This window comes from Pseudomonas sp. F-14 TE3623, assembly GCF_053629015.1.
On record NZ_JBRJHM010000001.1, the window covers coordinates 5,657,760 to 5,679,265 of the forward strand.

The 21,506-nt window shown below is 59.9% G+C and carries 19 protein-coding genes; 3 read left to right on the forward strand and 16 right to left on the reverse strand.

Features of this window, described 5'->3' with window-relative positions:
• Positions 1-20: 20 nt before the first annotated feature.
• Both AB7M29_RS26275 and AB7M29_RS26280 read right to left on the reverse strand, forming a co-directional pair.
• Positions 21-788 (reverse strand): CHAD domain-containing protein, encoded by a 768-nt coding sequence (locus AB7M29_RS26275; protein WP_217854088.1) that lies wholly within the window; start codon positions 786-788, stop codon positions 21-23.
• 44 nt (positions 789-832) lie between these two features.
• Positions 833-1,111 carry a hypothetical protein gene (locus AB7M29_RS26280; protein WP_052964059.1) on the reverse strand — a complete coding sequence of 93 codons (279 nt, stop codon included), beginning with the start codon at positions 1,109-1,111 and terminating at the stop codon, positions 833-835.
• A 232-nt stretch (positions 1,112-1,343) separates the two neighbouring features.
• Here AB7M29_RS26280 and AB7M29_RS26285 point away from each other — a divergent pair, with 232 nt between their 5' ends.
• Complete coding sequence (locus tag AB7M29_RS26285; protein ID WP_454248339.1) at positions 1,344-2,393, forward strand: patatin-like phospholipase family protein; 1,050 nt, start codon at positions 1,344-1,346, stop codon at positions 2,391-2,393.
• A gap of 130 nt (positions 2,394-2,523) precedes the next feature.
• Here AB7M29_RS26285 and AB7M29_RS26290 read toward each other — a convergent pair whose 3' ends face one another.
• The 6 genes from AB7M29_RS26290 to kdpF form a co-directional block, all read right to left on the reverse strand.
• Positions 2,524-3,222, reverse strand: coding sequence for a response regulator (locus AB7M29_RS26290; RefSeq protein WP_454248340.1), 699 nt, complete (start codon positions 3,220-3,222; stop codon positions 2,524-2,526).
• A 48-nt stretch (positions 3,223-3,270) separates the two neighbouring features.
• Positions 3,271-5,922: a DUF4118 domain-containing protein gene (locus AB7M29_RS26295; protein WP_454248341.1), complete on the reverse strand. Its 2,652-nt coding sequence runs from the start codon at positions 5,920-5,922 to the stop codon at positions 3,271-3,273.
• 156 nt (positions 5,923-6,078) lie between these two features.
• The gene (kdpC, locus tag AB7M29_RS26300) at positions 6,079-6,624 is read right to left on the reverse strand and encodes a potassium-transporting ATPase subunit KdpC (protein ID WP_454248342.1); all 546 of its coding nucleotides are present in this window, start codon (positions 6,622-6,624) and stop codon (positions 6,079-6,081) included.
• 230 nt (positions 6,625-6,854) lie between these two features.
• Complete coding sequence (gene kdpB, locus AB7M29_RS26305; RefSeq protein ID WP_454248343.1) at positions 6,855-8,912, reverse strand: potassium-transporting ATPase subunit KdpB; 2,058 nt, start codon at positions 8,910-8,912, stop codon at positions 6,855-6,857.
• A gap of 10 nt (positions 8,913-8,922) precedes the next feature.
• Positions 8,923-10,617 carry a potassium-transporting ATPase subunit KdpA gene (gene kdpA, locus AB7M29_RS26310; protein WP_454248344.1) on the reverse strand — a complete coding sequence of 565 codons (1,695 nt, stop codon included), beginning with the start codon at positions 10,615-10,617 and terminating at the stop codon, positions 8,923-8,925.
• An 8-nt stretch (positions 10,618-10,625) separates the two neighbouring features.
• Positions 10,626-10,715 (reverse strand): K(+)-transporting ATPase subunit F, encoded by a 90-nt coding sequence (gene kdpF / locus AB7M29_RS26315; protein ID WP_007899818.1) that lies wholly within the window; start codon positions 10,713-10,715, stop codon positions 10,626-10,628.
• A gap of 404 nt (positions 10,716-11,119) precedes the next feature.
• Here kdpF and eat point away from each other — a divergent pair, with 404 nt between their 5' ends.
• Both eat and AB7M29_RS26325 read left to right on the forward strand, forming a co-directional pair.
• Positions 11,120-12,484, forward strand: coding sequence for an ethanolamine permease (gene eat, locus AB7M29_RS26320; RefSeq protein ID WP_008006002.1), 1,365 nt, complete (start codon positions 11,120-11,122; stop codon positions 12,482-12,484).
• Positions 12,485-12,629: 145 nt separating this feature from the next.
• On the forward strand, positions 12,630-12,797 hold the full coding sequence (locus AB7M29_RS26325) for a DUF2897 family protein (protein WP_008006000.1): 168 nt from the start codon (positions 12,630-12,632) through the stop codon (positions 12,795-12,797).
• 212 nt (positions 12,798-13,009) lie between these two features.
• On the opposite strand, the gene AB7M29_RS26330 is transcribed toward AB7M29_RS26325, so the two are convergent.
• The 8 genes from AB7M29_RS26330 to AB7M29_RS26365 form a co-directional block, all read right to left on the reverse strand.
• Positions 13,010-13,861, reverse strand: a complete 852-nt coding sequence (locus AB7M29_RS26330; RefSeq protein WP_217854095.1) for an urea carboxylase-associated family protein — start codon at positions 13,859-13,861, stop codon at positions 13,010-13,012.
• A gap of 15 nt (positions 13,862-13,876) precedes the next feature.
• Positions 13,877-14,530, reverse strand: coding sequence for a GntR family transcriptional regulator (locus tag AB7M29_RS26335; RefSeq protein WP_454248345.1), 654 nt, complete (start codon positions 14,528-14,530; stop codon positions 13,877-13,879).
• 74 nt (positions 14,531-14,604) lie between these two features.
• Positions 14,605-15,879, reverse strand: a complete 1,275-nt coding sequence (fabF, locus tag AB7M29_RS26340) for a beta-ketoacyl-ACP synthase II (protein WP_052964075.1) — start codon at positions 15,877-15,879, stop codon at positions 14,605-14,607.
• Positions 15,880-15,911: 32 nt separating this feature from the next.
• Positions 15,912-16,706 carry an SDR family NAD(P)-dependent oxidoreductase gene (locus AB7M29_RS26345; protein ID WP_123723166.1) on the reverse strand — a complete coding sequence of 265 codons (795 nt, stop codon included), beginning with the start codon at positions 16,704-16,706 and terminating at the stop codon, positions 15,912-15,914.
• Positions 16,707-16,913: 207 nt separating this feature from the next.
• Positions 16,914-17,249: a ComEA family DNA-binding protein gene (locus AB7M29_RS26350; RefSeq protein ID WP_217854097.1), complete on the reverse strand. Its 336-nt coding sequence runs from the start codon at positions 17,247-17,249 to the stop codon at positions 16,914-16,916.
• Between the two features lie 112 nt (positions 17,250-17,361).
• On the reverse strand, positions 17,362-19,356 hold the full coding sequence (locus AB7M29_RS26355) for a polysaccharide biosynthesis protein (protein WP_454248346.1): 1,995 nt from the start codon (positions 19,354-19,356) through the stop codon (positions 17,362-17,364).
• 105 nt (positions 19,357-19,461) lie between these two features.
• Entirely contained in the window at positions 19,462-20,487 is a 1,026-nt protein-coding gene (locus AB7M29_RS26360; RefSeq protein ID WP_454248347.1) for an MraY family glycosyltransferase, read from the reverse strand.
• The gene (locus tag AB7M29_RS26365) at positions 20,484-21,455 is read right to left on the reverse strand and encodes a UDP-glucose 4-epimerase family protein (RefSeq protein WP_454248348.1); all 972 of its coding nucleotides are present in this window, start codon (positions 21,453-21,455) and stop codon (positions 20,484-20,486) included. Before AB7M29_RS26365 ends, AB7M29_RS26360 begins: the two co-directional genes overlap by 4 nt.
• Positions 21,456-21,506 lie beyond the last annotated feature (51 nt).

The following is a 21,506-nucleotide window of genomic DNA, read 5'->3' on the forward strand; positions in this document are numbered from 1 at the left end:
ACATTTGATCTTTGGTGGTTTCAGGATTTGAAGCAGGCGGCGCTGAATTTGTCGAGGACGCGGTCGGCGCGCGCTTCGGCCTTGGCCAAGGTGGTTTTCCAGACTGCGACACAGGGCTGCAAATCGGGCTCTTCTTTGGCACGGTCCAGCCACTGCCAGCTGTCGTGCCAATCACCCAAAGCAGCCTGCGCCGATTTCAGGCTGGGCAGGGCCGCTTCCGGCAAGCGATCCAGTTCGGGGTAGGCTTCGATGCCATAGCGCACGCGCTTGATCAGCAGGCGCAGGCGATGGCGGTCATGGGCGGGGTCATGCAGGGCCTGATCGAGTTTCTTCCATTGTTTGCCCAAGCGTTTTTCGATGCGCTTGCGCAAGCCCTTGAGCAAGCCCTGACGCTGGGAAGCCCGCAGGAAACGCGGAAAAGCGTCGAGGATCATCAGCATCTGCGCCACTTCCGGGCTCGCCGCGACGAGGGGATAAGCCTCGTCCATCCGCACCATGCGCCGATGCGCGGCCTCGGGTTGATCGTGCTCGAGCAAGTACGCCGCCAGCACTTCGCGATCGCGCAACGGCGTGGTCAGGTCACCGACCCGGGATGCCGCCGCTTCCAGTTGCTCGACCCCGGGTAAACCGCGCAAGGGCCTCAGCAGGCTGCGCAAACGCCGCACGGTGGTGCGTAGATCGTGCAGCGCTTCAGAGTCGGTGCGGGCACTCAAGCGTGCCTGACAGGCGAGCAGGCGAACGTCCAGGCTCAGAACACGAGCCACCAACCGATCAACCAAGGCAGACATCGCTTGCTCCCTGAATCAAATTCCCCCATTGGCTATAGCATGCTTCAGCGGCCGGCGCGAGACTCACGAATGTAGAAGCGCGCCTTCTCGGCCTTCTTGGTACAACCCTCATAGGCTTCGAATTGTTGCTGGGTCTTGGCACCGGTCAGCAACGACAGCGCCTTGGAGTAGCTGACGGTCCCGGCAAAGCCCTCGACCTTGGCCAGGTCCAGTTCATGCCAGGCGGCATCGAGCTGGCTACCGCAGCTGTCACGGTAAGCGGTTTTACCGGCACAACCGGCGAGTGCCAGGGCAATCAACGGCACACAGATCCAGACTTTCATCACTCACACCTCAAAGATAGGTAAACATGCATGCACGTAAGACGGTCTGGCACGTGAAAAGTGCCTTGGGCCGCAGTGGAAACCCGCCGTGGAAATCACAGCGCCCGCGAGAATACCCATTCGCCTTCCCAGAGTGTCAAAAAACGACGCACTGGCCTCGCCAAACGACCATAGCGATTGAAGCTTGCCCCTCGATAGGTGCATTGTTGAACCTTGTCAGAGAGGTCGATTCATGAAAAAGCGTGTCGCACTGGTGTTGGGCTCGGGTGGCGCCCGGGGCTACGCCCATATCGGCGTCATTGAAGAGATCGAACGGCGCGGCTACGACATCGCCTGTATCGCCGGTTGCTCCATGGGCGCGGTGGTCGGCGGGATCTATGCCGCCGGTAAACTCAAGGATTATCGCGACTGGATCGAGAGCCTGGATTACCTCGACGTCTTGCGTCTGGTGGACGTCAGCTTCCGCCTGGGCGCGATTCGCGGGGAAAAGGTCTTCGGGCAGATCCGCAAGATCGTCGGCGAAATCAACATCGAAGACTTGCGCATTCCCTACACGGCCGTGGCCACGGACCTGACCAACCAGCAGGAAATCTGGTTCCAGGAAGGCTGCCTGCACCAGGCCATGCGTGCCTCGGCGGCGATCCCCAGCCTGTTCACGCCGGTGATGCAGGGCAATCGAATGCTGGTGGACGGCGGTATCCTCAACCCGTTGCCGATCGTGCCGGTGGTGTCGAGCCATTGCGACCTGATCATCGCGGTCAACCTCAACTCCACCAACCAGCGTCACTATCAACTGCCGGTGATCCAGCGCCCGGCCGCGTTCAAGACCCGCTTCGACAGCCTGATCAACTCGCTGGGCTCGAAATTGCCCTTCCGCCGCAAACAGGCCGAACAATTGCTGCTGCTGGAGAAGGAAGCGTTGATGGCGGAAGCGGCCGAGATTAATCCGTGGATCGAATCCGCCGCGCCCGAAGGCCAGCAACCGGCGGCCGCCCCGGAAAGCAACGGCGCACCGAAATCCGCCACCGGGTCGTTCATCATCGACAACGTCGGGCCGGCGTCCCTGCTGGACCTGATCAACCAGAGTTTCGAGGTGATGCAGACGTCATTGGCGCAATACAAGATTGCCGGGTATCCGCCGGATATCCTGATCAATGTGCCTAAGCGGGTGTGCCGGTTTTTCGAGTTCTACAAGGCGCCGGAATTGATCGCGCTGGGGCGTGAGATTGCTCGGGATACGCTGGATCGGTATGAGAATGAACGAAATGAAGATGGGCGGTGACTGATCCGGCGCCTTCGCGAGCAAGCCCGCTCCCACAGTGGATCTTCAGTGTTCACATAGTTTGTGCTCATCACCGAACCAATGTGGGAGCGGGCTTGCTCGCGAAAGCGTCAGATCAATCAATACAGGACTAAAGGCTGTCCTCACTCAAAAGCCGATACCCCACCCCCGCTTCGGTGACGATGAACCGTGGCTGAGTCGGATCATCCGCCAGTTTCTGCCGCAGGTGCCCCACCACTATCCGCAGATAGTGGCTGTCTTCGGTGTGGGTCGGCCCCCAAATATCCTTGAGCAATTGCTGCTGGGTGATGACCCGCCCCGGATGCCGCGCCAGTTGCGCGAGTACCGCATATTCCTTGCGCGTCAGCGCCACTTCGATACCGTCCAATAGCACTCGGCGATAAGCCAGGTCCACGGTGAGCGGACCGAAACTGAGCGCCGCTTCCTGGGCCTCACCGGTCGGCGCCTGACGCAGCAACGCGCGCACTCGGGCCAGAAATTCCTGGATGCCGAACGGCTTGGTCACGTAGTCGTTGGCGCCGCCATCCAGGGCTTTTACTTTCTGCCCTTCGCTGGCGCGCACCGACAGCACCAGTACCGGCACCGTCGACCACTCGCGAAACTCGCGCAGCACCTGCTGGCCGTCCATGTCCGGGAGGCCGAGATCAAGCACCAGCAGGTCGGGCTTGTTCAGCGCGGCTTGGGCCAAGCCGTCCGTGCCGGTGCCGGCCTCCAGCACTTTGTAGCCTTGAGAGGCGAGGCTGATGCGCAGGAATTTGCGGATCTGCGGTTCGTCGTCGATGACCAAAATGGTCGAGGTCTGGCTCATGAATTCACATCAACACAAAGAAGTGGCAAGAGAGTAGCGCAGACGAGATCAGGCTTCACTGTCCAATCCCGGCTGAGTCTGCAACGGCAGGTGCAGCGTGATGCAGGTGCCGCGGCCTTCAATGCCGTCGGCGACGCTGATCCGCCCGCCATGGGCACCGACCATGCCCTGACAGATCGCCAGTCCCAGACCGGTGCCCTGCCCGCCGCGATCGCCGCGAGCGGCGGTGTAGAACATGTCGAAAACTTTCGCCCGTTCCTCTTCCGGAATCCCCGGCCCCTCATCGCTCACCGAAAAAAACAGCTCGCTGTCAGTGGTCCCGGCACGCAATTCCAGTCGCCCGCGAGGCGGTGAGAAACGCGCAGCGTTTTCCAATACGTTGACCAGCGCTTGCTCGATCAACGCAGCATGCACATAGAGCAGCGGCAGCTCGGCCGGCACTTCGGTAATGACTTGCAATGACGCCAGCACCGCACGCAGACGATTGAGCGAACTGCCGACGATGTCTGCCGGCGACACCCAATCCCGCGCCAGCTTCAAGGCGCCATGACCGAGGCGAGTCATGTCCAGCAGGTTTTGAATGTAGCGATCCAGCCGTTCGGCTTCATCGCGGGTGCCTTCAAGCAGTTCGCGACGGTCCTCCAGCGGAATCGCCTCGCCAAGCGCCAGCAGGCTGTCGATGCTACCGCGCATGGAAGTCAGTGGCGTGCGCAAATCGTGGGACACCGAGGCCAGCAGTGCGCTGCGCAGTTGCTCGGTTTCACCATGCAAGCGCGCCGCCTCAAGGTCATCGGCCAGTTGTGCACGGGCCAACGCCTGGGCCAGCGGTTGACTCAGTGCGGTCAGCAAACGCCGACGCTGGCCGCTCAGGGTCTGACCTTCTTTGGCACACACGCCGAGCAGGGCCAGCGGCCCATCGTCCACCGACAACGGCCACCACCACCAGCGCCCGAACGGCAAAGTGCCGGTGCCTGCGCCAGCCGGTTGGTCATGCTGCCAGGCCCAATCGGCGGCGGCGCGCTCGGCTTCGGAGAACTCCAGCGGCCCGCCGGTTTCAACTTTCCAACCGCTCTGGCCATCGCGATTGAGCAGACACAGTTTCAGGTCGGTCCAGCCGTTGAGGTGCTGCGCCGCAGCGCTGACCACGGCCTGACGGTCGGTGGCGGCGGTGAGTTTGCGCGACAGGTCGAGCAATTCGCTGGTTTCTTCCTGGGTGTCGCGCAAGGCCTGCAATTGCCGCCGTTGCCGAGCCGCCAGGTTGCCGGTGAGGGCCGCCATCAGCAGGAAAAACAGCAAGGTCAGCACATCCTCTTCACGCTGGATGCTGAAAGAGAAATTCGGCGGAATGAACAGAAAGTCATAGGTCAGAAACGACAGCGCCGCGCAGGACAATGCCGGGCCAAGGCTGCTGCGCACCGCCACCAGCAACACCGCCGCGAGGAACACCAGCGAAATGTTGGGCAGCGGCAAGAGGCTCTCCACCGCCCAGGCCAGGGCACTGGCGAGCACTGTCGCCACCAGCGCCAAGGCGTAGTCGAACCAGACCAGCGATTGCGCCGAGCGTTGGCGCGGCTGATGCTGTTCCTGATCGCTGTCGAGCACGTTGATTTCCAGCCCACGAGCATTACGCAGCAAACGTGACGCCAGACCGCCGCCGAACAACCGTCGACGCAAACGCTGGCGTGACTGGCCCACCAACACCAGGCTGGCGCGTCGTTCAGCGGCGTGCTGGATCAACGTTTTCGCCACCTCACCGGCGCGCAGCAACACCACTTCGCCACCGAGGCGCTCAGCCAGTTGTTGAGCACTTTGCAGGCGCAGGCGCGATTGCTCGTCGCGCACACGGCCATTGTCCACATGCACCAGGCTCCACGGCAGATGCCGGCGCTGGGCGACACGACTGGCGTGGCGCACCAAGCGCTCGGCCTGAGCATCGCCGTCGACGCCCACCAGCAAACGACCGCGCACGGCCGGTGCGGCCTGCCCCAACTGGCGATAACCCTGGGCCAGATCGTTATCGACCTGAGCGGCTGCGGTTTGCATCGCCAGTTCACGCAGGGCGGTGAGGTTGGTCTGAGTGAAGAACGCATCGATGGCCGCCCGCGCCTGCTCCGGCACGTAGACCTTGCCGTCGCGCAGACGCTCCAGCAACTCACGCGGCGGCAGGTCAATCAGCAGCAGTTCGTAGGCTTCTTGCAACACCCAGTCCGGCAGGGTTTCGCGCACCTGTACGCCAGTGATGCCACGTACCTGATCGTTGAGACTTTCCAGATGCTGGACGTTGACCGTGGTGAACACGTCGATGCCGGCGGCCAGCAATTCCTGGATGTCTTGCCAGCGTTTGGTGTGACGACTGCCGGGGGCATTGCTGTGGGCCAGTTCGTCCACCAGCACCAGCTTCGGTTTGGCTTTGATCAGACCGTCGAGGTCCATTTCTTCGAGCATCACGCCGCGGTATTCCGAGCGCACCAACGGCTGCTGCGGCAAGCCAGCCAACAGCGCTTCGGTTTCGGCGCGACCATGGGTTTCGACCACCCCGGCCATGACTTTCACGCCCTGGCGCAGTTGAGTGTGGGCAGCTTGCAGCATGGCGTAGGTCTTGCCGACCCCCGGGGCTGCGCCAAGGAACACCTTGAGCCGGCCACGGCCATCGCGGGGCAGGTCTGCTAACAGCGCGTCGGCGCGGCCGGAGTTGCTCATGCTTGGGGATCTCTTTTTTCAGATGTTGATGTGGTGATTGTTCAGCCGCCTTCGCGAGCAAGTCGGATCGCCGCACCGCCGCTCCCACAAGGGATCTTCAGCGTTCACAGATCTAATGTGGGAGCGGGCTTGCTCGCGAATGGCGCCACCACCGATCTACAGTTTTTCCAGCGCCCTATTCAGCGCCAACACATTCACCACCGGCGGCCCCACCAGCGGCTGCTCGATGTGCGCGTCCATTAATTGCTCAAGCGTAGACACCGGCAGATTACGCGCCGCCGCGACACGCGCCAGTTGATAGGCAATCGCCGCCGGTGGCAAGTGCGGATCGAGCCCGCTGCCGGAGGTGGTCAGCATGGCCAACGGCACCGGACCTTGCCCTGGCACCTGCAATTTATTGGCCTCATCGATAACCCGAGTGGCCAGCGCCGGATTGCTGGGCGAGAAGTTACTGGCGCTGCTCGACACGGTGGCAAAGGCACCGGCCGATGGCCGTGGGTGGAACCAGGCGTCGCCGACGAAATCCTGGGCAATCAACGACGAACCGCGGACCTTGCCGTCGGCGTCACGCACCAGGCTGCCATTGGCCTGGTCCGGGAAGGCGACCTGGGCGACACCGGTGACCACCAAGGGGTAAGCGACGCCGGTGATCAGGGTCATCAGCATCAGCAGGCTCAGGGCCGGACGTATTAGTGTGGACATTTCAAAATCCTCGATTCGATAAAAAACTCAGGTCTGGAAGCTACTGCTCAGCCCTGTGGCAAAGGGGCTTTTGTGGCGAGGGGGGTTGCCCCCGTTCGGCTGCGAAGCAGTCGCCAGCCCGATGCATGCGGTATGTCTGAAGAAATGAGGTTTTAGGTTTTGGGGCTGCTGCGCAACCCAACGGGGGCAAGCCCCCTCACCACAAAAAGCCCGCACACTCAGATCAACCGTCAAACCAGATGCAACGCCGTCAACAACATGTCGATCGCCTTGATACCCACGAACGGCACCAGTAATCCACCCAGTCCATAGATCAGCAGATTGCGCCGCAATAACGCCGCCGCGCTCACCGCCTGCACCCGCACACCGCGCAGCGCCAGCGGAATCAGCACCACAATGATCAAGGCGTTGAACACAATCGCCGACAGAATCGCGCTCTGCGGACTGCTCAGGTGCATGACGTTGAGCACACCCAGTTGCGGGTAGATCGAGGCAAATAGCGCCGGCAAGATTGCGAAGTACTTGGCCACGTCGTTGGCGATGGAAAAGGTCGTCAGCGCACCGCGGGTCACCAACAACTCCTTGCCGATTTGCACCACGTCCAACAGCTTGGTCGGATCGCTGTCGAGGTCGACCATGTTCGCCGCCTCACGCGCAGCTTGCGTACCATCGTTCATCGCCATGCCGACGTCCGCCTGGGCCAGGGCCGGGGCGTCGTTGGCACCGTCGCCGCACATGGCGACCAGGCGACCGTCGTTCTGTTCATGACGAATGCGCGCCAGTTTTTTCTCCGGTGTGGCTTCGGCTAGCACGTCATCCACGCCTGCTTCAGCGGCAATCGCAGCAGCGGTCAGAGGGTTGTCGCCCGTGACCATGACCGTGCGAATCCCCAGCTTGCGCAGCTCGGCGAAACGCTCGCGGATGCCAGGCTTGACCACGTCCTTGAGGTGGATGACACCGAGCAATTTTCCGTCAACGCAGACCAGCAACGGCGTACCGCCACTCTGAGCAATCTTGTCGATTTCCCGCGACAGAGGCGCGGCCAGATCGGCGCGTTTCAGGTCGACGAAGGTCAGCAGCGAATCCACCGCGCCTTTGCGATAGACCCGGCCCTGATAGTCGACACCAGACAGGCGGGTTTCAGCGCTGAACGGCACGGCGGTCAATACGTCAGCGGACGGCTCGGGTTGCGGGTGAAGACCGCGCAGGTACTCGACGATGGATTTGCCTTCAGCGGTGTCATCGGCCAGGGAGGCAAACAACGCGCCTTCGGCCAGCTCTTTGGCGGTGACGCCAGGCGCGGCATAGACCGCGGAGCAGCGACGGTTGCCGAAGGTGATGGTGCCAGTCTTGTCCAGCAGCAGGACGTGCACGTCCCCCGCCGCTTCCACGGCGCGGCCGGACTTGGCGATCACGTTCAGACGCACCAGACGGTCCATCCCGGCGATACCGATGGCCGACAACAAACCGCCGATGGTGGTCGGAATCAGCGTGACCAATAACGCCACCAGAAACACCAGCGGCAGGCTGCCGTTGGCGAAGTGGGCGAACGGTTGCAGGGTCACCACCACCAGCAGGAAGATCAGGGTCAAGCCGATCAGCAGGATATCCAACGCCACTTCGTTTGGGGTCTTCTGGCGTTTGGCGCCTTCGACCAGCGCAATCATGCGGTCGAGAGTCGACTCGCCGGGGTTGGCGGTGATGCGCACCAGCAGCCAGTCGGACACCAGTCGGGTATTGCCGGTGACGGCCGAGCGATCGCCGCCGGACTCACGAATCACTGGCGCCGATTCACCGGTAATCGCCGCTTCGTTGACCGCCGCGATACCTTCGATCACCTCGCCGTCACCGGGAATCATCTCCCCCGCTTCGACGCGCACCACATCGTCCTTGCGCAGGCTGGTGGCCGGCACCACCTGAAAGCTGCCATTGGCGTTTTTGCGCCGGGCACTCAAGCCTTCACTGCCGGCCTTGAGGCTGTCGGCACGGGCCTTGCCGCGACCTTCAGCCAGCGCTTCGGCGAAGTTGGCGAACAACACGGTGAACCACAGCCATAACGCGATTTGCGCGGCGACGAAAGTCGGCACGGCGTTGTCGGGAATGAAACACAGCACAGTGGTCAGAATCGCGGTCAGTTCGACCACCAGCATCACCGGCGCGCGCTGCAATTGCCGTGGGTCGAGCTTGACGAACGCTTGCACCAGCGCTGGACGCCAGAGGGCCGAGATCGCGGTTTTTGGTTGTTCCGGCGCCTTGACGGCAGCGGCTTTAGTTGCGGGCATATTCATCATTGACTCCTTAGAAGCCCAGGCTCAGGTGTTCAGCGATAGGACCCAGCGCCAGTGACGGCAGAAAGGTCAGGCCACCCACCAGCAAAATGGTCACGGTCAACAGGGTCACGAACAGCGGGCCGTGAGTCGGGAAGCTGTTCTGGCCAATCGGGGCGGTTTTCTTCATCGCCAGGCTGCCAGCCAGGGCCAGAACCGGGAGGATGTAACCGAAGCGCCCAATCAACATGCCGAAGCCCAACATCAGGTTGTGGAATGCGGTGTTCGCCCCAAATCCAGCAAACGCCGAACCGTTGTTGGCACTGGCCGAGGTGTAGGCATAAAGCAACTGGCTGAAACCGTGAGCACCGGGGTTAGTCACCGCCGCGACCGGGCCTGGCAGGCTGGCGGCAATTGCGCCGAGCACCAGCACGCCGACCGGCATCACCAGCAAGGTCACCACCAGCAACTGAACTTCCCGGGCTTGCAGTTTCTTGCCGAGGTATTCCGGAGTGCGGCCGATCATCAGTCCGGCGAGGAACACCGCGATCAGTACGTTGAGCAACATGCCGTAGAGCCCGGCTCCGACGCCGCCGAAGATCACTTCGCCGACCATCATGTTGATCATCGCGACCATCCCGCTCAGCGGGTTGAGGCTGTCGTGCATGCCGTTGACCGAACCGTTCGACGCCGCAGTGGTGGTCACCGACCACAGCACGGTGGCGGTGGTGCCGAAGCGCGCTTCCTTGCCTTCCAGCGGCGCGGTTTGTTCAACGGCGACGTTGGCCAGAGTCGGGTTGGGTTGGTATTCAGCCCACAGCGATGTCGCACCGCCGATCAAAAACAGCGCCAGCATGCAGGCGATGATCGCGCGGCTCTGACGCAGGTCTTTCACGTAATGGCCGAAGGTGAACACCAGCGCCACCGGGATCAGAATAATCGAGGAGACTTCGAACAGGTTGCTCCAGGCTGTCGGGTTCTCGAACGGATGCGCCGAGTTGACGCCGAAGAAACCACCGCCATTGGTGCCCAGTTGCTTGATCGCAATCTGGCTGGCAGCCGGGCCGAGCGGGATCACCTGATCGACGCCTTGCATGGTCACGGCATTCACGTAATGAGCGAAGGTTTGTGGCACGCCCTGCCAGACCAGAAACAGCGCCAGCAGCAGGCACAACGGCAGCAGGCCATAGAGGGTGGCGCGGGTCATGTCGACCCAGAAATTGCCCAGGGTCTTGGTGGACTTGCGACCGATGCCGCGACATAGCGCGACTAACACAGCGAGGCCGGTGGCGGCGCTGACGAAGTTCTGCACGGTGAGGCCGACCATCTGACTCAGGTAGCTGAGGGTCGCTTCGCCGCTGTAGGACTGCCAGTTGGTGTTGGTCATGAAGCTGACGGCGGTGTTGAAGGCTTGCGTCCACTCCTGACCCGGCAGGTTTTGCGGATTCAGCGGCAAGTGATCCTGAAACACCAGGATCGCAAACAGCAGCAAAAAACCCGCGAGGTTGAAGGCGAGCAAGGCCAGGGTGTATTTCTGCCAACTCTGTTCGACCTGCGGATCAACGCCGGCCACTCGATAGCAACCACGCTCCACCGGCCCGAGAATCGGCGAAAGCCAAGTGCGCTGCCCTTCCATCACCTTGTAGTAGAAGCGCCCCAGAAACGGTGCCGGGATCAGCACCACGGCGAAGAAGGCGAGGATCAGCCAATAGTCATAACTGTGCATAGCCGCTCCTAGTTCCGGTCCGCGCGCAATAGCGCAACCAACAGATAAATGAACAGCCCCACTGCCAATAGCAGTGACACTCCGTCCAGAACGCTCATGGAAGTTCTCCGTGTTACGGCGTATTGCCGCGTGTGGAGTGATTGTCTGCAGGGAGGCTGTAAAGGCGCGAGATCGAGGGGTGGGGCGGGGCATAAAGAATGCGTAAATAGTAGGTTTATGCCGGGGTTGCAGTGGTGTTCGGGCGGGCCTCTTCGCGAGCAAGCCCGCTCCCACAGGGATCGGAGTTGTGTGGGTAAACGCATTCCAAATGTGGGAGCGGGCTTGCTCGCGAAGACGGCAGAACAGGCAACAACGCCCCCAACTGGCGCACAAAAAGCACTCATCCAGCGGCGAACATCCCCGATACGACAACTTTCAGAGCTTTACGACGCCCACCTGCAAAATGGCACGCCCACTGCACACGCCCTCCCCGAGCTTTTCCAAACCGTTCAGGGAGCAACGCATGAACACACAACTCAAACCCACGCTGGGCACGCTGCACCTGTGGGGTATCGCGGTCGGGCTGGTGATTTCCGGTGAGTACTTCGGCTGGAGTTACGGCTGGGGCGTTGCCGGGACACTTGGTTTCCTGGTGACCTCGTTCATGGTCGCCACGATGTACACCTGTTTCATCTTCAGTTTCACCGAACTGACCACCGCCATTCCCCATGCCGGCGGTCCTTTTGCCTACAGCCGCCGCGCCTTTGGCGAAAAGGGCGGATTGATTGCCGGACTGGCGACCCTGATTGAATTCGTCTTCGCCCCACCAGCGATTGCCCTGGCGATCGGTGCCTATCTGAACGTGCAGTTTCCGGCCCTCGACCCGAAACACGCGGCGGTCGGTGCCTACATCGTGTTCATGGGCCTGAACATCCTCGGCGTGAAACTCGCCGCGACCTTCGAACTGGTGGTCTGCGTATTGGCGGTCGCCGAGTTGCTGGTGTTCATGGGCGTGGTCGCCCCGGCGTTCAGCTTCAGTAATTTCGCCCTCAACGGCTGGGCCGGTTCTGATGTGTTCGGTGCGCCAGCGATTGCCGGCATGTTCGCGGCCATTCCGTTTGCCATCTGGTTCTTCCTGGCCATCGAAGGTGCAGCCATGGCTGCCGAAGAAGCCAAGGACCCTAAACGCACGATTCCCAAAGCCTACATCAGCGGCATCCTGACCCTGGTGCTGCTGGCCATGGGTGTGATGTTCTTTGCCGGCGGCGTCGGCGACTGGCGCACCCTGTCGAACATCAACGATCCGCTGCCGCAAGCCATGAAAGCCGTGGTCGGCGAAAGCTCCGGCTGGTTGCACATGCTGGTGTGGATCGGCCTGTTCGGCCTGGTGGCGAGTTTCCATGGGATCATCCTCGGCTACTCGCGGCAGTTCTTCGCCCTCGCCCGGGCCGGTTACCTGCCGGCATCCCTGGCCAAACTGTCGCGCTTCCAGACCCCGCACCGGGCGATCATCGCCGGTGGCGTAATCGGCATCGCGGCGATCTACAGCGACGGTTTGATCAACCTCGGCGGCATGACGCTGACAGCGGCGATGATCACCATGGCGGTATTCGGTGCGATCGTGATGTACATCATGAGCATGCTCAGCCTGTTCAAACTGCGCAAAACCGAACCGAACCTGGAACGCACCTTCCGCGCGCCCTGCTATCCATTGGTGCCATTCATTGCACTGGTGCTGGCGGTGGTTTGCCTGGTGGCGATGGCCTGGTTCAACACCTTGATCGGGTTGATCTTCCTCGGCTTCATGGCAGTAGGTTTCGTATACTTCATGCTCACCGCGCAGTTGCGGGCCGATGCACCGGCGGATGCGATGTTGACCGGGCTCTGACTTCACACACCGCGCCTGCAAGGATGTACGGCGTCTACGGCATATCAGGCATAGAATGGAACCACTGCGAAAATTAATCGCTCAAAGTGGTATGCACGATCGGTCGGCGAAACCCGCCAATCGGCCTGCCCTCAAGGAGAGCCCTATGCCCTGGTATGCCTGGTTGATTCTGATCGTTGCCATCGGCTCAATCGTTGGCGGATTGATGATGCTGCGCGACACCGCCAACAAGGTCGAATTGACCGAAGAGCAACGTAAACGCGTCGCCGAACGCAATGCAGAAGCGGATGCCAAGGATGCGCAGGACCGCTGACCGAAATTGTGGGAGGCTAGCCGCAATGCCTGTCAGTTAAGCGCAATCCATGTGGGAGCGGGCTTGCTCGCGAAAGCGGTGTGTCAGGCGACATCAATGTTGACTGTGCTGACGTCTTCGCGAGCAAGTCGAATCGTCGCACCGCCGCTCCCACAGGTTCCGCGCCTTAACTGACAGGCATTGTGGCAAGCCCCCTCGCCACAAAAACGGTTCTATTGCTCCCAATCGGCCTTGGCGATGTGCAAGCCATGCAGCCCTTTGTACGCCGCACGCTCCGGCTGGCTCCAGCCTTCAAGCAACGACTCCTCCAACCGATAAATCTCCACCCCCAGCGGCCGACACACACTCAGCGGATCCTGCGCATCCGGCCCCCACATGGCCAGGGACAAATCCCCACCCGGACACGTCGACAGCGCGCACAGCAAATCAATCTCGGCAAAGAACTCCAGGTAATCACCCTGTTTTGCCGGACAAGCTTTCATAAAGTACATGTCATCGTGATTCAGGCCGGTGCACTGGAAAATGTTCAGCACATCATGCACATCGAACTCGGTCAGGCCATGGGGTAACACAGCGCGAGTCAAATTCGAGTGGCAGTGATGATGGAAATCCTCGCCGGTGAGCATTTTGTTCACATACGGATCGCAGCGCGTCCCCAGCAAGTCGTGCAAACGCCCGCCATGTTCATCGATGCCGTACCCGGCCAGGCTATCGTCGGTAATGGTCACCAGCGGCCGTAAGAAAGGCAGGTTCGACCAGAGCCGGTCATGGGTGCTGACATGCGCCCCTTGCAACTGCCGGGTCCGCGCAGCCCACAAGCGTTCGCGCGGGTCGTGGGCGTTCCAGACATTGAAGTCCCCGACTTGGGGGCCGACCGGGGTCGTGACCCTGAACACATGCCCCGCCGGCACATTCCAGGCACGGCCGGTGCGGATCGGCACTTCGAACTGCTCGATCAGCGTGCGACCCTCTTTCTTGTCCCGGACTCTCTCGTAAAAAGCCGTGTCCACCTGCAAGGCCGAGCCTTTGCTGACTTGATAAGCCGCCGGATAGTCTTTGTACATGGCACAAATCCTCAATCAGTGATGGGAAGAAGGGGCAAGCATCTGCAACAGGAGGTGTTCGGAGTCGTCGAGATAAAGGCTCATGGCATCGCCGGCCGCGCGCTTATCGCCGTCGGCCAGCAAGTCATGTATCTGCCGGTCACGCGCCAGCCAGGGCGCCTGAAAACGTGATTCATCGGGAGCGGTGCAAAACACCAGGCGCAATTGCGCGACGACGTTGGTGAAGAACTCATCGAACAATGGACTGCGCAGCAATCCGACGATGTGTTGGTGAAAGGCCAGGCTGTGGGTGCCGACGGCACGCCAGTCCTCACGCTCCCGGGCCAGCTCGGTGGCCTCCAGGGCTTCAAGCATCCGGTCGGACTGATAATCACGCAGCGGCTGACTGGCGCTGATGGCTTGCAGTTCCAGGGTGCGACGGACCTTGAACAGATCGCGCACATCATCAGCCCCCAATCTGCGCACTATCACGCCTTTGTTACGGACATAACGGGTCAACCCTTCCTGCCCCAGACGGTGCAACGCCTCGCGAATCGTGTTTCGCGAGGCGCTGTAAGCCGACACCAGATCGTTTTCCACCAGCGCCATGCCGGGCAGCAAACGACCGCCGATGATGTCAGCGCGTAACTCCAATGTGATGTGGTCGGCCAGGGACAGTCCGCTGTTCATACTCAACGCCTCGTGATTGTTCAACAATCGTCAGCGAATAAGTAATCACTATTCGTGCCATCACCTGTCGTGAACTAGTCCTCCCAATATTTGAACAACACGCTGGCGTTCACGCCGCCAAATCCGAAGCCGTTGGACATCGCGTACTCGATCGTCATTGGCCGCGCCTGACCATGAACAATGTCCACGCCTTGGGTGGCTGGATCCGGGTTATCGAAGTTGAGCGTGGCCGGCACCACCTGATCGCGGAGTGCCAACAGCGTAAAGATCGCCTCGATCCCACCTGCGGCGCCGAGCAAATGCCCGGTCGCGGACTTGGTCGACGTTACCGCTATCTTGTTGTCCGAGCCGAACAGCGACTTGATGGCCGCCAACTCCCCCAAATCCCCAACCGGAGTCGAGGTCGCATGAGCGTTGAGATGTTGCACCTGTGCCGGCGAAATGCCCGCCTGAGCCAACGCCAGCGACATCGCCCGATGCGCACCGCTGCCATCTTCAGGCCCCGCGGTCAGGTGATAGGCATCGGCGCTGGTGCCGTAACCGACCAGTTCGGCCAGAGGCTGAGCGCCGCGCGCCAGGGCATGCTCCAGAGATTCGATCACCAGAAGGCCCGAGCCCTCGCCCATCACAAAGCCATCGCGGCCACTGTCGAACGGCCGCGAGGAGCGTTCCGGGGTGTCGTTGTAACCGCTGGACAAGGCCCTGGCCGCCGCGAACCCGGCGAGACTGACACGATCGATCGCCGCCTCCGCACCGCCACACACTGCAATGTCCGCCTCGCCACATCGGATTAATCGCGCCGCGTCACCAATCGCCTGAACCCCGGCCGCGCACGCCGTTACCGGAGCCCCCAAAGGCCCCTTGAAACCGTGCTCGATCGACACATGGCCCGCGGCGAGATTGACCAAAAACGAAGGGATGGTGAACGGCGACAAACGTCGCGGGCCACGGTTGTCGGTGGTGCGCACCGCATCGGCAATCGCACCGAAACCACCCACGCCCGAGCCGATGATAGTTGCAGTACGCTCCTGGGCATTGGCGTCCTGCGGTTGCCAACCCGCCTGTTCCACTGCCTGACGCGCCGCCTCCATGGCAAACATAATGAAGCGGTCCATCTTCTTCTGCTCTTTGGGCGGCGTCGCCCGATCCGGATCAAAACCCGCCTCGGGATCTTCCGCCAGCGTCTGCACCGCGCCACCGACCTTGGCCGGCAGATCGGCCACCACCTCGTCCGGTAACGCCCGCAACCCGGAGCGCCCGGCCAACAGACGCGCCCAAACCGCTTCGACGCCACTACCCAACGGTGACACCAGGCCCATACCCGTGACTACCACTCGACGATTACTCATAACGCAAATACCTCAAGTCGATTCATGGCGCCTCACTTGTAACGCGTGGCGGCCGTGCTTCTGGACAGATTCGGCGCCATCGCATGACGCGCCGCTACATAGGACTCCCACTCAGAGAGATTCGGCAAGGAAGGAATGGTGATCAACTCACCTTGGTCCAGACCCGACAACGCTGCGTCAACCATCTCCCCCGCTTCCATGATCATGTCCGCCGGAATCTGGGACGCATCGATACCGGAACGCTCCAAAATCTCGGTGCGTGTTACCCCCGGCAACACCGCTTGAACCTGGACCCCGGTGCCCGCAAGCTCCTCGTTCAACGACTGAGTCAGGCTCAACACATAAGCCTTGCTCGCGCTGTACGTCGCATTGAACCGCTCAGGAAACAACGCTACCACCGACGCAATGTTAATGATCGTCCCCCGACCGGCCTTGGAAAAACCGGCAGCCGCCGCCGAGGCCAGCCTCGTCACCGTGGTGACGTTCAGCTGAATCAAACGCTCCAGCTGATCCATATCAGCGTTGGCGAGCAAACCATCCGCCGCGACACCAGCGTTGTTCAGCAACAGGCTGATACTCGAATCGCTGCGCAGACGCTGCTCAAGCTTCAACACATCATCCTTTTGCGTCAGATCCGCCTTCAGTACCTCCACCTGAACACCATGCGCGGCGCGCAACTTACTCGCCGCAGCCTCCAGCCGTTCCTGATCACGGGCAACCAGCAACAAATCAAAACCACGGGCCGCCAACCGCTCCGCGTAAACCGCACCGATGCCGGAAGAAGCACCGGTGACGAGGGCCGTACCTTGGTTCTGGACAGAATTCATGACAATGCTCCTGGAGGATGCTTGAGGAAGGCGAAGCGCCTCAATGTCAGAGCGCTTCAGCGAATGATGAATTTATTATAGGCATAATTTAAACGCCATATGATAGCCGTAATTTTTCATCTTCTGATGAAAGGCGTCAGATCACCCTCTGCGGCAATATGCAAAAAGGCCGGTCAATGACCGGCCTCTTGGTGTGGACTTACAAGCTTAGTTCACTTCCAGCTTCTCGCGATTCTTGTCCAGAATGGCTTTGCCGATCCCCTTCACTTCCAGCAATTCGTCGACGGACGAAAACGGCCCATTACTATCGCGATAAGCAACAATTGCCTTGGCCTTCGCTTCACCAATCCCGGACAACTCGCGCTGCAGAGTCGGCGCATCAGCCCCATTGAGATCGACCTTACCGGTTTGAGCCTTGGCGGCAACGTCCAGCATCAAGGGTGCCTTGGCAGCCTCCGGTGCCGCTGTCGGCGCAGCAATGGCCGCAATAGAAGCGCTGGTGAGCAGGGCAAAAACCAGAGAGTAGAAATAGCCAGTACGCATAAGTGAAGCTCCATGACATCGAATGAGAAAGCAGCTTTTCCGAAGCTGCCTCCTAAACTTAGGCGATGTGGTGGAGCTGTCAAAAGTGTGTCTGTTGCAGGATGTGAAACAATCAGGGCTCGAGACGACGTTGCTGGTGGATCCAGTCGACAATCTCGCCGTCAGGGGTATAGCCGCTGACCGTTTCGCGCAGGAGCTGGCGCACGCGGGAGTAATCATCCTCCTCGACGGCGATCAGCAACTCAGTCAAACGGCCCTTGAGCACGTCCCAGGACAGATGGTCTTCGTTGGCGGACATGATCATCGGATGGGACGTCGCAGAGACGTTATCCCCGATCAGCAACTCTTCGTAGAGCTTCTCGCCCGGACGCAGGCCAGTGAACTCAATGGAAATGTCACCGTGCAGGTTCTTCTCCGAGCGGATGCTCAAACCGGACAAGTGAATCATCTTCTCCGCCAGTTCGACGATCTTCACCGGTTCACCCATGTCCAGGACGAACACATCACCGCCCTGCCCCATGGATCCGGCCTGGATCACCAGTTGCGCGGCTTCAGGAATAGTCATGAAGTAGCGGGTGATTTTCGGGTGCGTGACCGTCAATGGGCCACCGGATTTGATCTGGCTGTGGAACAATGGAATCACCGAACCGGACGACCCAAGCACATTGCCAAAACGAACCATGGTGAAACGGGTTTTGTTGACCCGGGATACATTCGCCTTGTCACCAAACAGTACCGGGGCGATTTCACGACTGAGGGCCTGAAGGGTCAATTCCGCCAGACGTTTGGTACTGCCCATGACGTTGGTCGGACGTACGGCTTTATCGGTTGAGATCAGCACGAAGTTGGCCACACCCGACTGAAGGGCAGCCTGAGCGGTATTCAACGTGCCCATGACATTGTTGAGCACGCCTTCAGCGATATTGTGCTCGACCATAGGCACATGTTTATAAGCCGCCGCGTGATAAACGGTATCCACGCGCCAGGTCTTCATCACATCGAGCAGTTTGTGCGGGTGACGGATGGAGCCGAGGATGGGCAGCAACTTGACCGCTACCGACTCACGGCAGGCGCGCTGCTCCAATTCCGACAGGATGCTGTAGAGATTGAATTCACTGTGCTCAAACAGCAGAAGCGTGGTCGGGCCAAGGGAGAAGATCTGACGGCACAGCTCCGAACCGATCGATCCGCCAGCACCAGTGACCATCACGGTCTTGCCTTTGATACAGCGTTCGAGCAAATCGGCCTGGGCTGGCACGGCATCACGACCCAGCAAATCAGCGATATCCACTTCCTGAATGTCTTCAACCTTGACCCTGCCGCTGGCCAGATCGGTGAAGTTCGGAACACTTCGTACGTGAAGCGGGAAACCTTCCAGCAGATTGAGAATTTCCCTGCGTCGTGCGCGGGTAGACGACGGTAGGGCCAGAAGGATTTCCTGTGCACCGGTGACGTCGATCATCTGCTGGATGTGTTTGGGTTTGTAGACCTGGAGGCCTGAGATAGAGCGATCGGCGATGCTGGAATCGTCGTCGATGAATGCCACGGGGCGCATGACTCGGCCCATGCGAAGCGCTGCAACCAGTTGATTGCCCGCCACGCCTGCGCCATAGATCGCGACTTTGGTGAGACCGTCGTCGCGGCTGGTGAACGGTACGTGCTGGGAGGCGGTGAACCAATCACCCATGAAGTATTGGCGCATGCACAGGCGCAGGCCGCCGATAATCACCATGCTCAGCCACCAGTAGTTGAAGATGATGGAGCGCGGGACGACGGCTTCGTGGTTGCTGTACCAATAGACCACGACCGCCAGAATCAGCGAAGACAGACTGACTGCCTTGATAATCGCAATCAACGCATCGTTGCCGAAGTAGCGCATGACAGCGCGGTACATGCCGAAGCGGATGAACAGAGGAATGGCGATGACGGGGGCGCAAACAAACAGCCAGAAATGGACCCTTAAAGGGTTGTACATATCATCGATACCCAAACGGACGATGAATGCCAACCAAAGCGCAAGCCAGACCAGCACAATGTCTGTGCCAACCTGTATCAGTCGCTTGCGGCGTCTTGGAAGTCCTACAAGGCGCGCTCTGACCCTATCCATGAATTCTTCAAACACCTCAGCCTTCTCCCTTCAACTGCCGTTTCAGCGTAATGAAACTTATAGGCCCATCTCATTCACTTTAAAACTAAATGACAAAATTGTTACTCAGTTCTTCATCGGCTTTTCAAGCTCGCCTGCGTGGAACATGATCGCCAGCACGACCAATGGAGCATAGGCCAGGATCAAACCCAGGCTTGAGTTCAGACCAAATTGCGTAACGGCCATTGCAATAGGCAGCAACCAAAGCAAATTGATCGCACCGACGGCCATTGTAACCGGCAAATGGCTGCCAAACCGACGGGAGGCGAACTGATAGGCATGACTGCGGTGCGCTTCGTAGACTTTGTCACCCCTGAGCAAACGGCGAAACAGAGTAAACGTCGCATCGACAATAAATACGCCGAGCAAAATCAGCCAGCCCCACAACAAGTCCGCGGAGAACCAGGCGGCTTGAAGCGACAGTCCTCCAAGCACAATGCCCAGAAATCCACTTCCGGCATCCCCCATGAAAATCCTGGCAGGGGGGAAATTCCAAAAGAGAAAACCCGCCACGGACATGGCCAACAATAATGGAGCCCAGACCAGGTCCGTCGCACCACCCACCCAATAAAGCAGACAAGCCCCAAGGCAAACGCACATCGCCTCGACGCTGGCGATGCCATCGATACCATCCATGAAGTTATAAAGATTAAGCAGCCATACCAGATAAAACGCTGCCAACACATGGCCAAACCACCCGAGGTCGAAAGTCCCCCCCCCGATTTCAACGACGGGCAACCCACCGATCCAGAACAGCAACCACGTCGACGCAGCGAAATGCCCCAACAAGCGCCAACGGGCGGCGATGTGTCCGTGGTCATCCATAAATCCGATAATGGCGATTAGAGCGCCTGCACCGGCAATAGCCAAAAATGCCGAAGAAGACATCAATCCTGCAAACAACAACATTCCCAGCGCCAATGTGAATGCCAGGACAATTGCAACCCCGCCCCCCCGAGGAGTGGGGACCGAATGAGAGCTTCGAGCGTTGGGAATATCAATCAGGCTTCGAGACAGCGCGTAATGACGCAAAGCCCAAGTAAGGAAAAAAGACACAGCGACGATGACAGGGATAAACCAGCCATAACTCATGATTTGTGGGAATCCAGAAAATGTTGCGCCGTCAGGCCCAACGCTTTATCGAGGGTGACCGGAGGAGTCCAGCCCAATAGTTGTCGGTTTTTACTGATATCAACCTGTAAGGAGCCGAGAATACGATCCGACAGCGCTCGCTGGCCCAGTAGCGCTGCCGCACCGCTCATGAGCCAGGCAGGTATCGGCAACAATATGGCGGGCTTGCCCAGAGCGCCCGCCAGCTTGCGCAATAATTGCGTGGTCGACACGTCCTCGCCATCACTGGCCAGGAACACTTGATTGGCAGCCGCCGGGTGGTCGCAACAGGTCACGATAAGATCTATCAGATTGTCTATGGCGACGAGACTACGCTGGTTGTGGATAGCGCCGAAAGGCAGAGGAACGCCACGATACAGCCAACGCATCATGCTGAGGAAGTTGGCCTTGACGCCAGGGCCGTAGACCAGAACCGGGCGGATGATAACCACCTCCATCCCGGTGTCTGCGGCAAGTACCTTCAAGCCTTGTTCTGCCTCAAGCTTGGAGATCCCATAGGGATCGATCGGTGCAGGCACGTCGTCGGCGCTGTATGCCATGCCATGCTCAGTACCCTCTCCGTTCACCTTGATTGAGCTGATGTAGATAAAACGCTTCACACCGGACGCCGCAGCCTGGCGTGCGAGGTTCAATGTAGCCTCGACATTGACTTCACGAAATGCGGCCAGCGGATCAAGAGAGACTTCTTTCATGACGTGAACACGAGCGGCGGCATGAACCGCAACGTCGACGCCCGTCAGTGCGTCACGCCAATCGTTTTCGCCATTCAGATTGGTCAGTGGTAGCAAACGCACACCGGCTGGAAAAGTAGCGGACAGGGTCCGGACCGGAGCAACAACAGAACTCCCGGAGAACTGCACCAATCGATTGATCAACGCCCGCCCTAGAAAACCACTGCCGCCGGTAACCAGGAATGTTTTAGATCTCATGGGTGGCCCTTGGGAATACATAAGAACATCAATGCTCGGTCACTGTGCCGC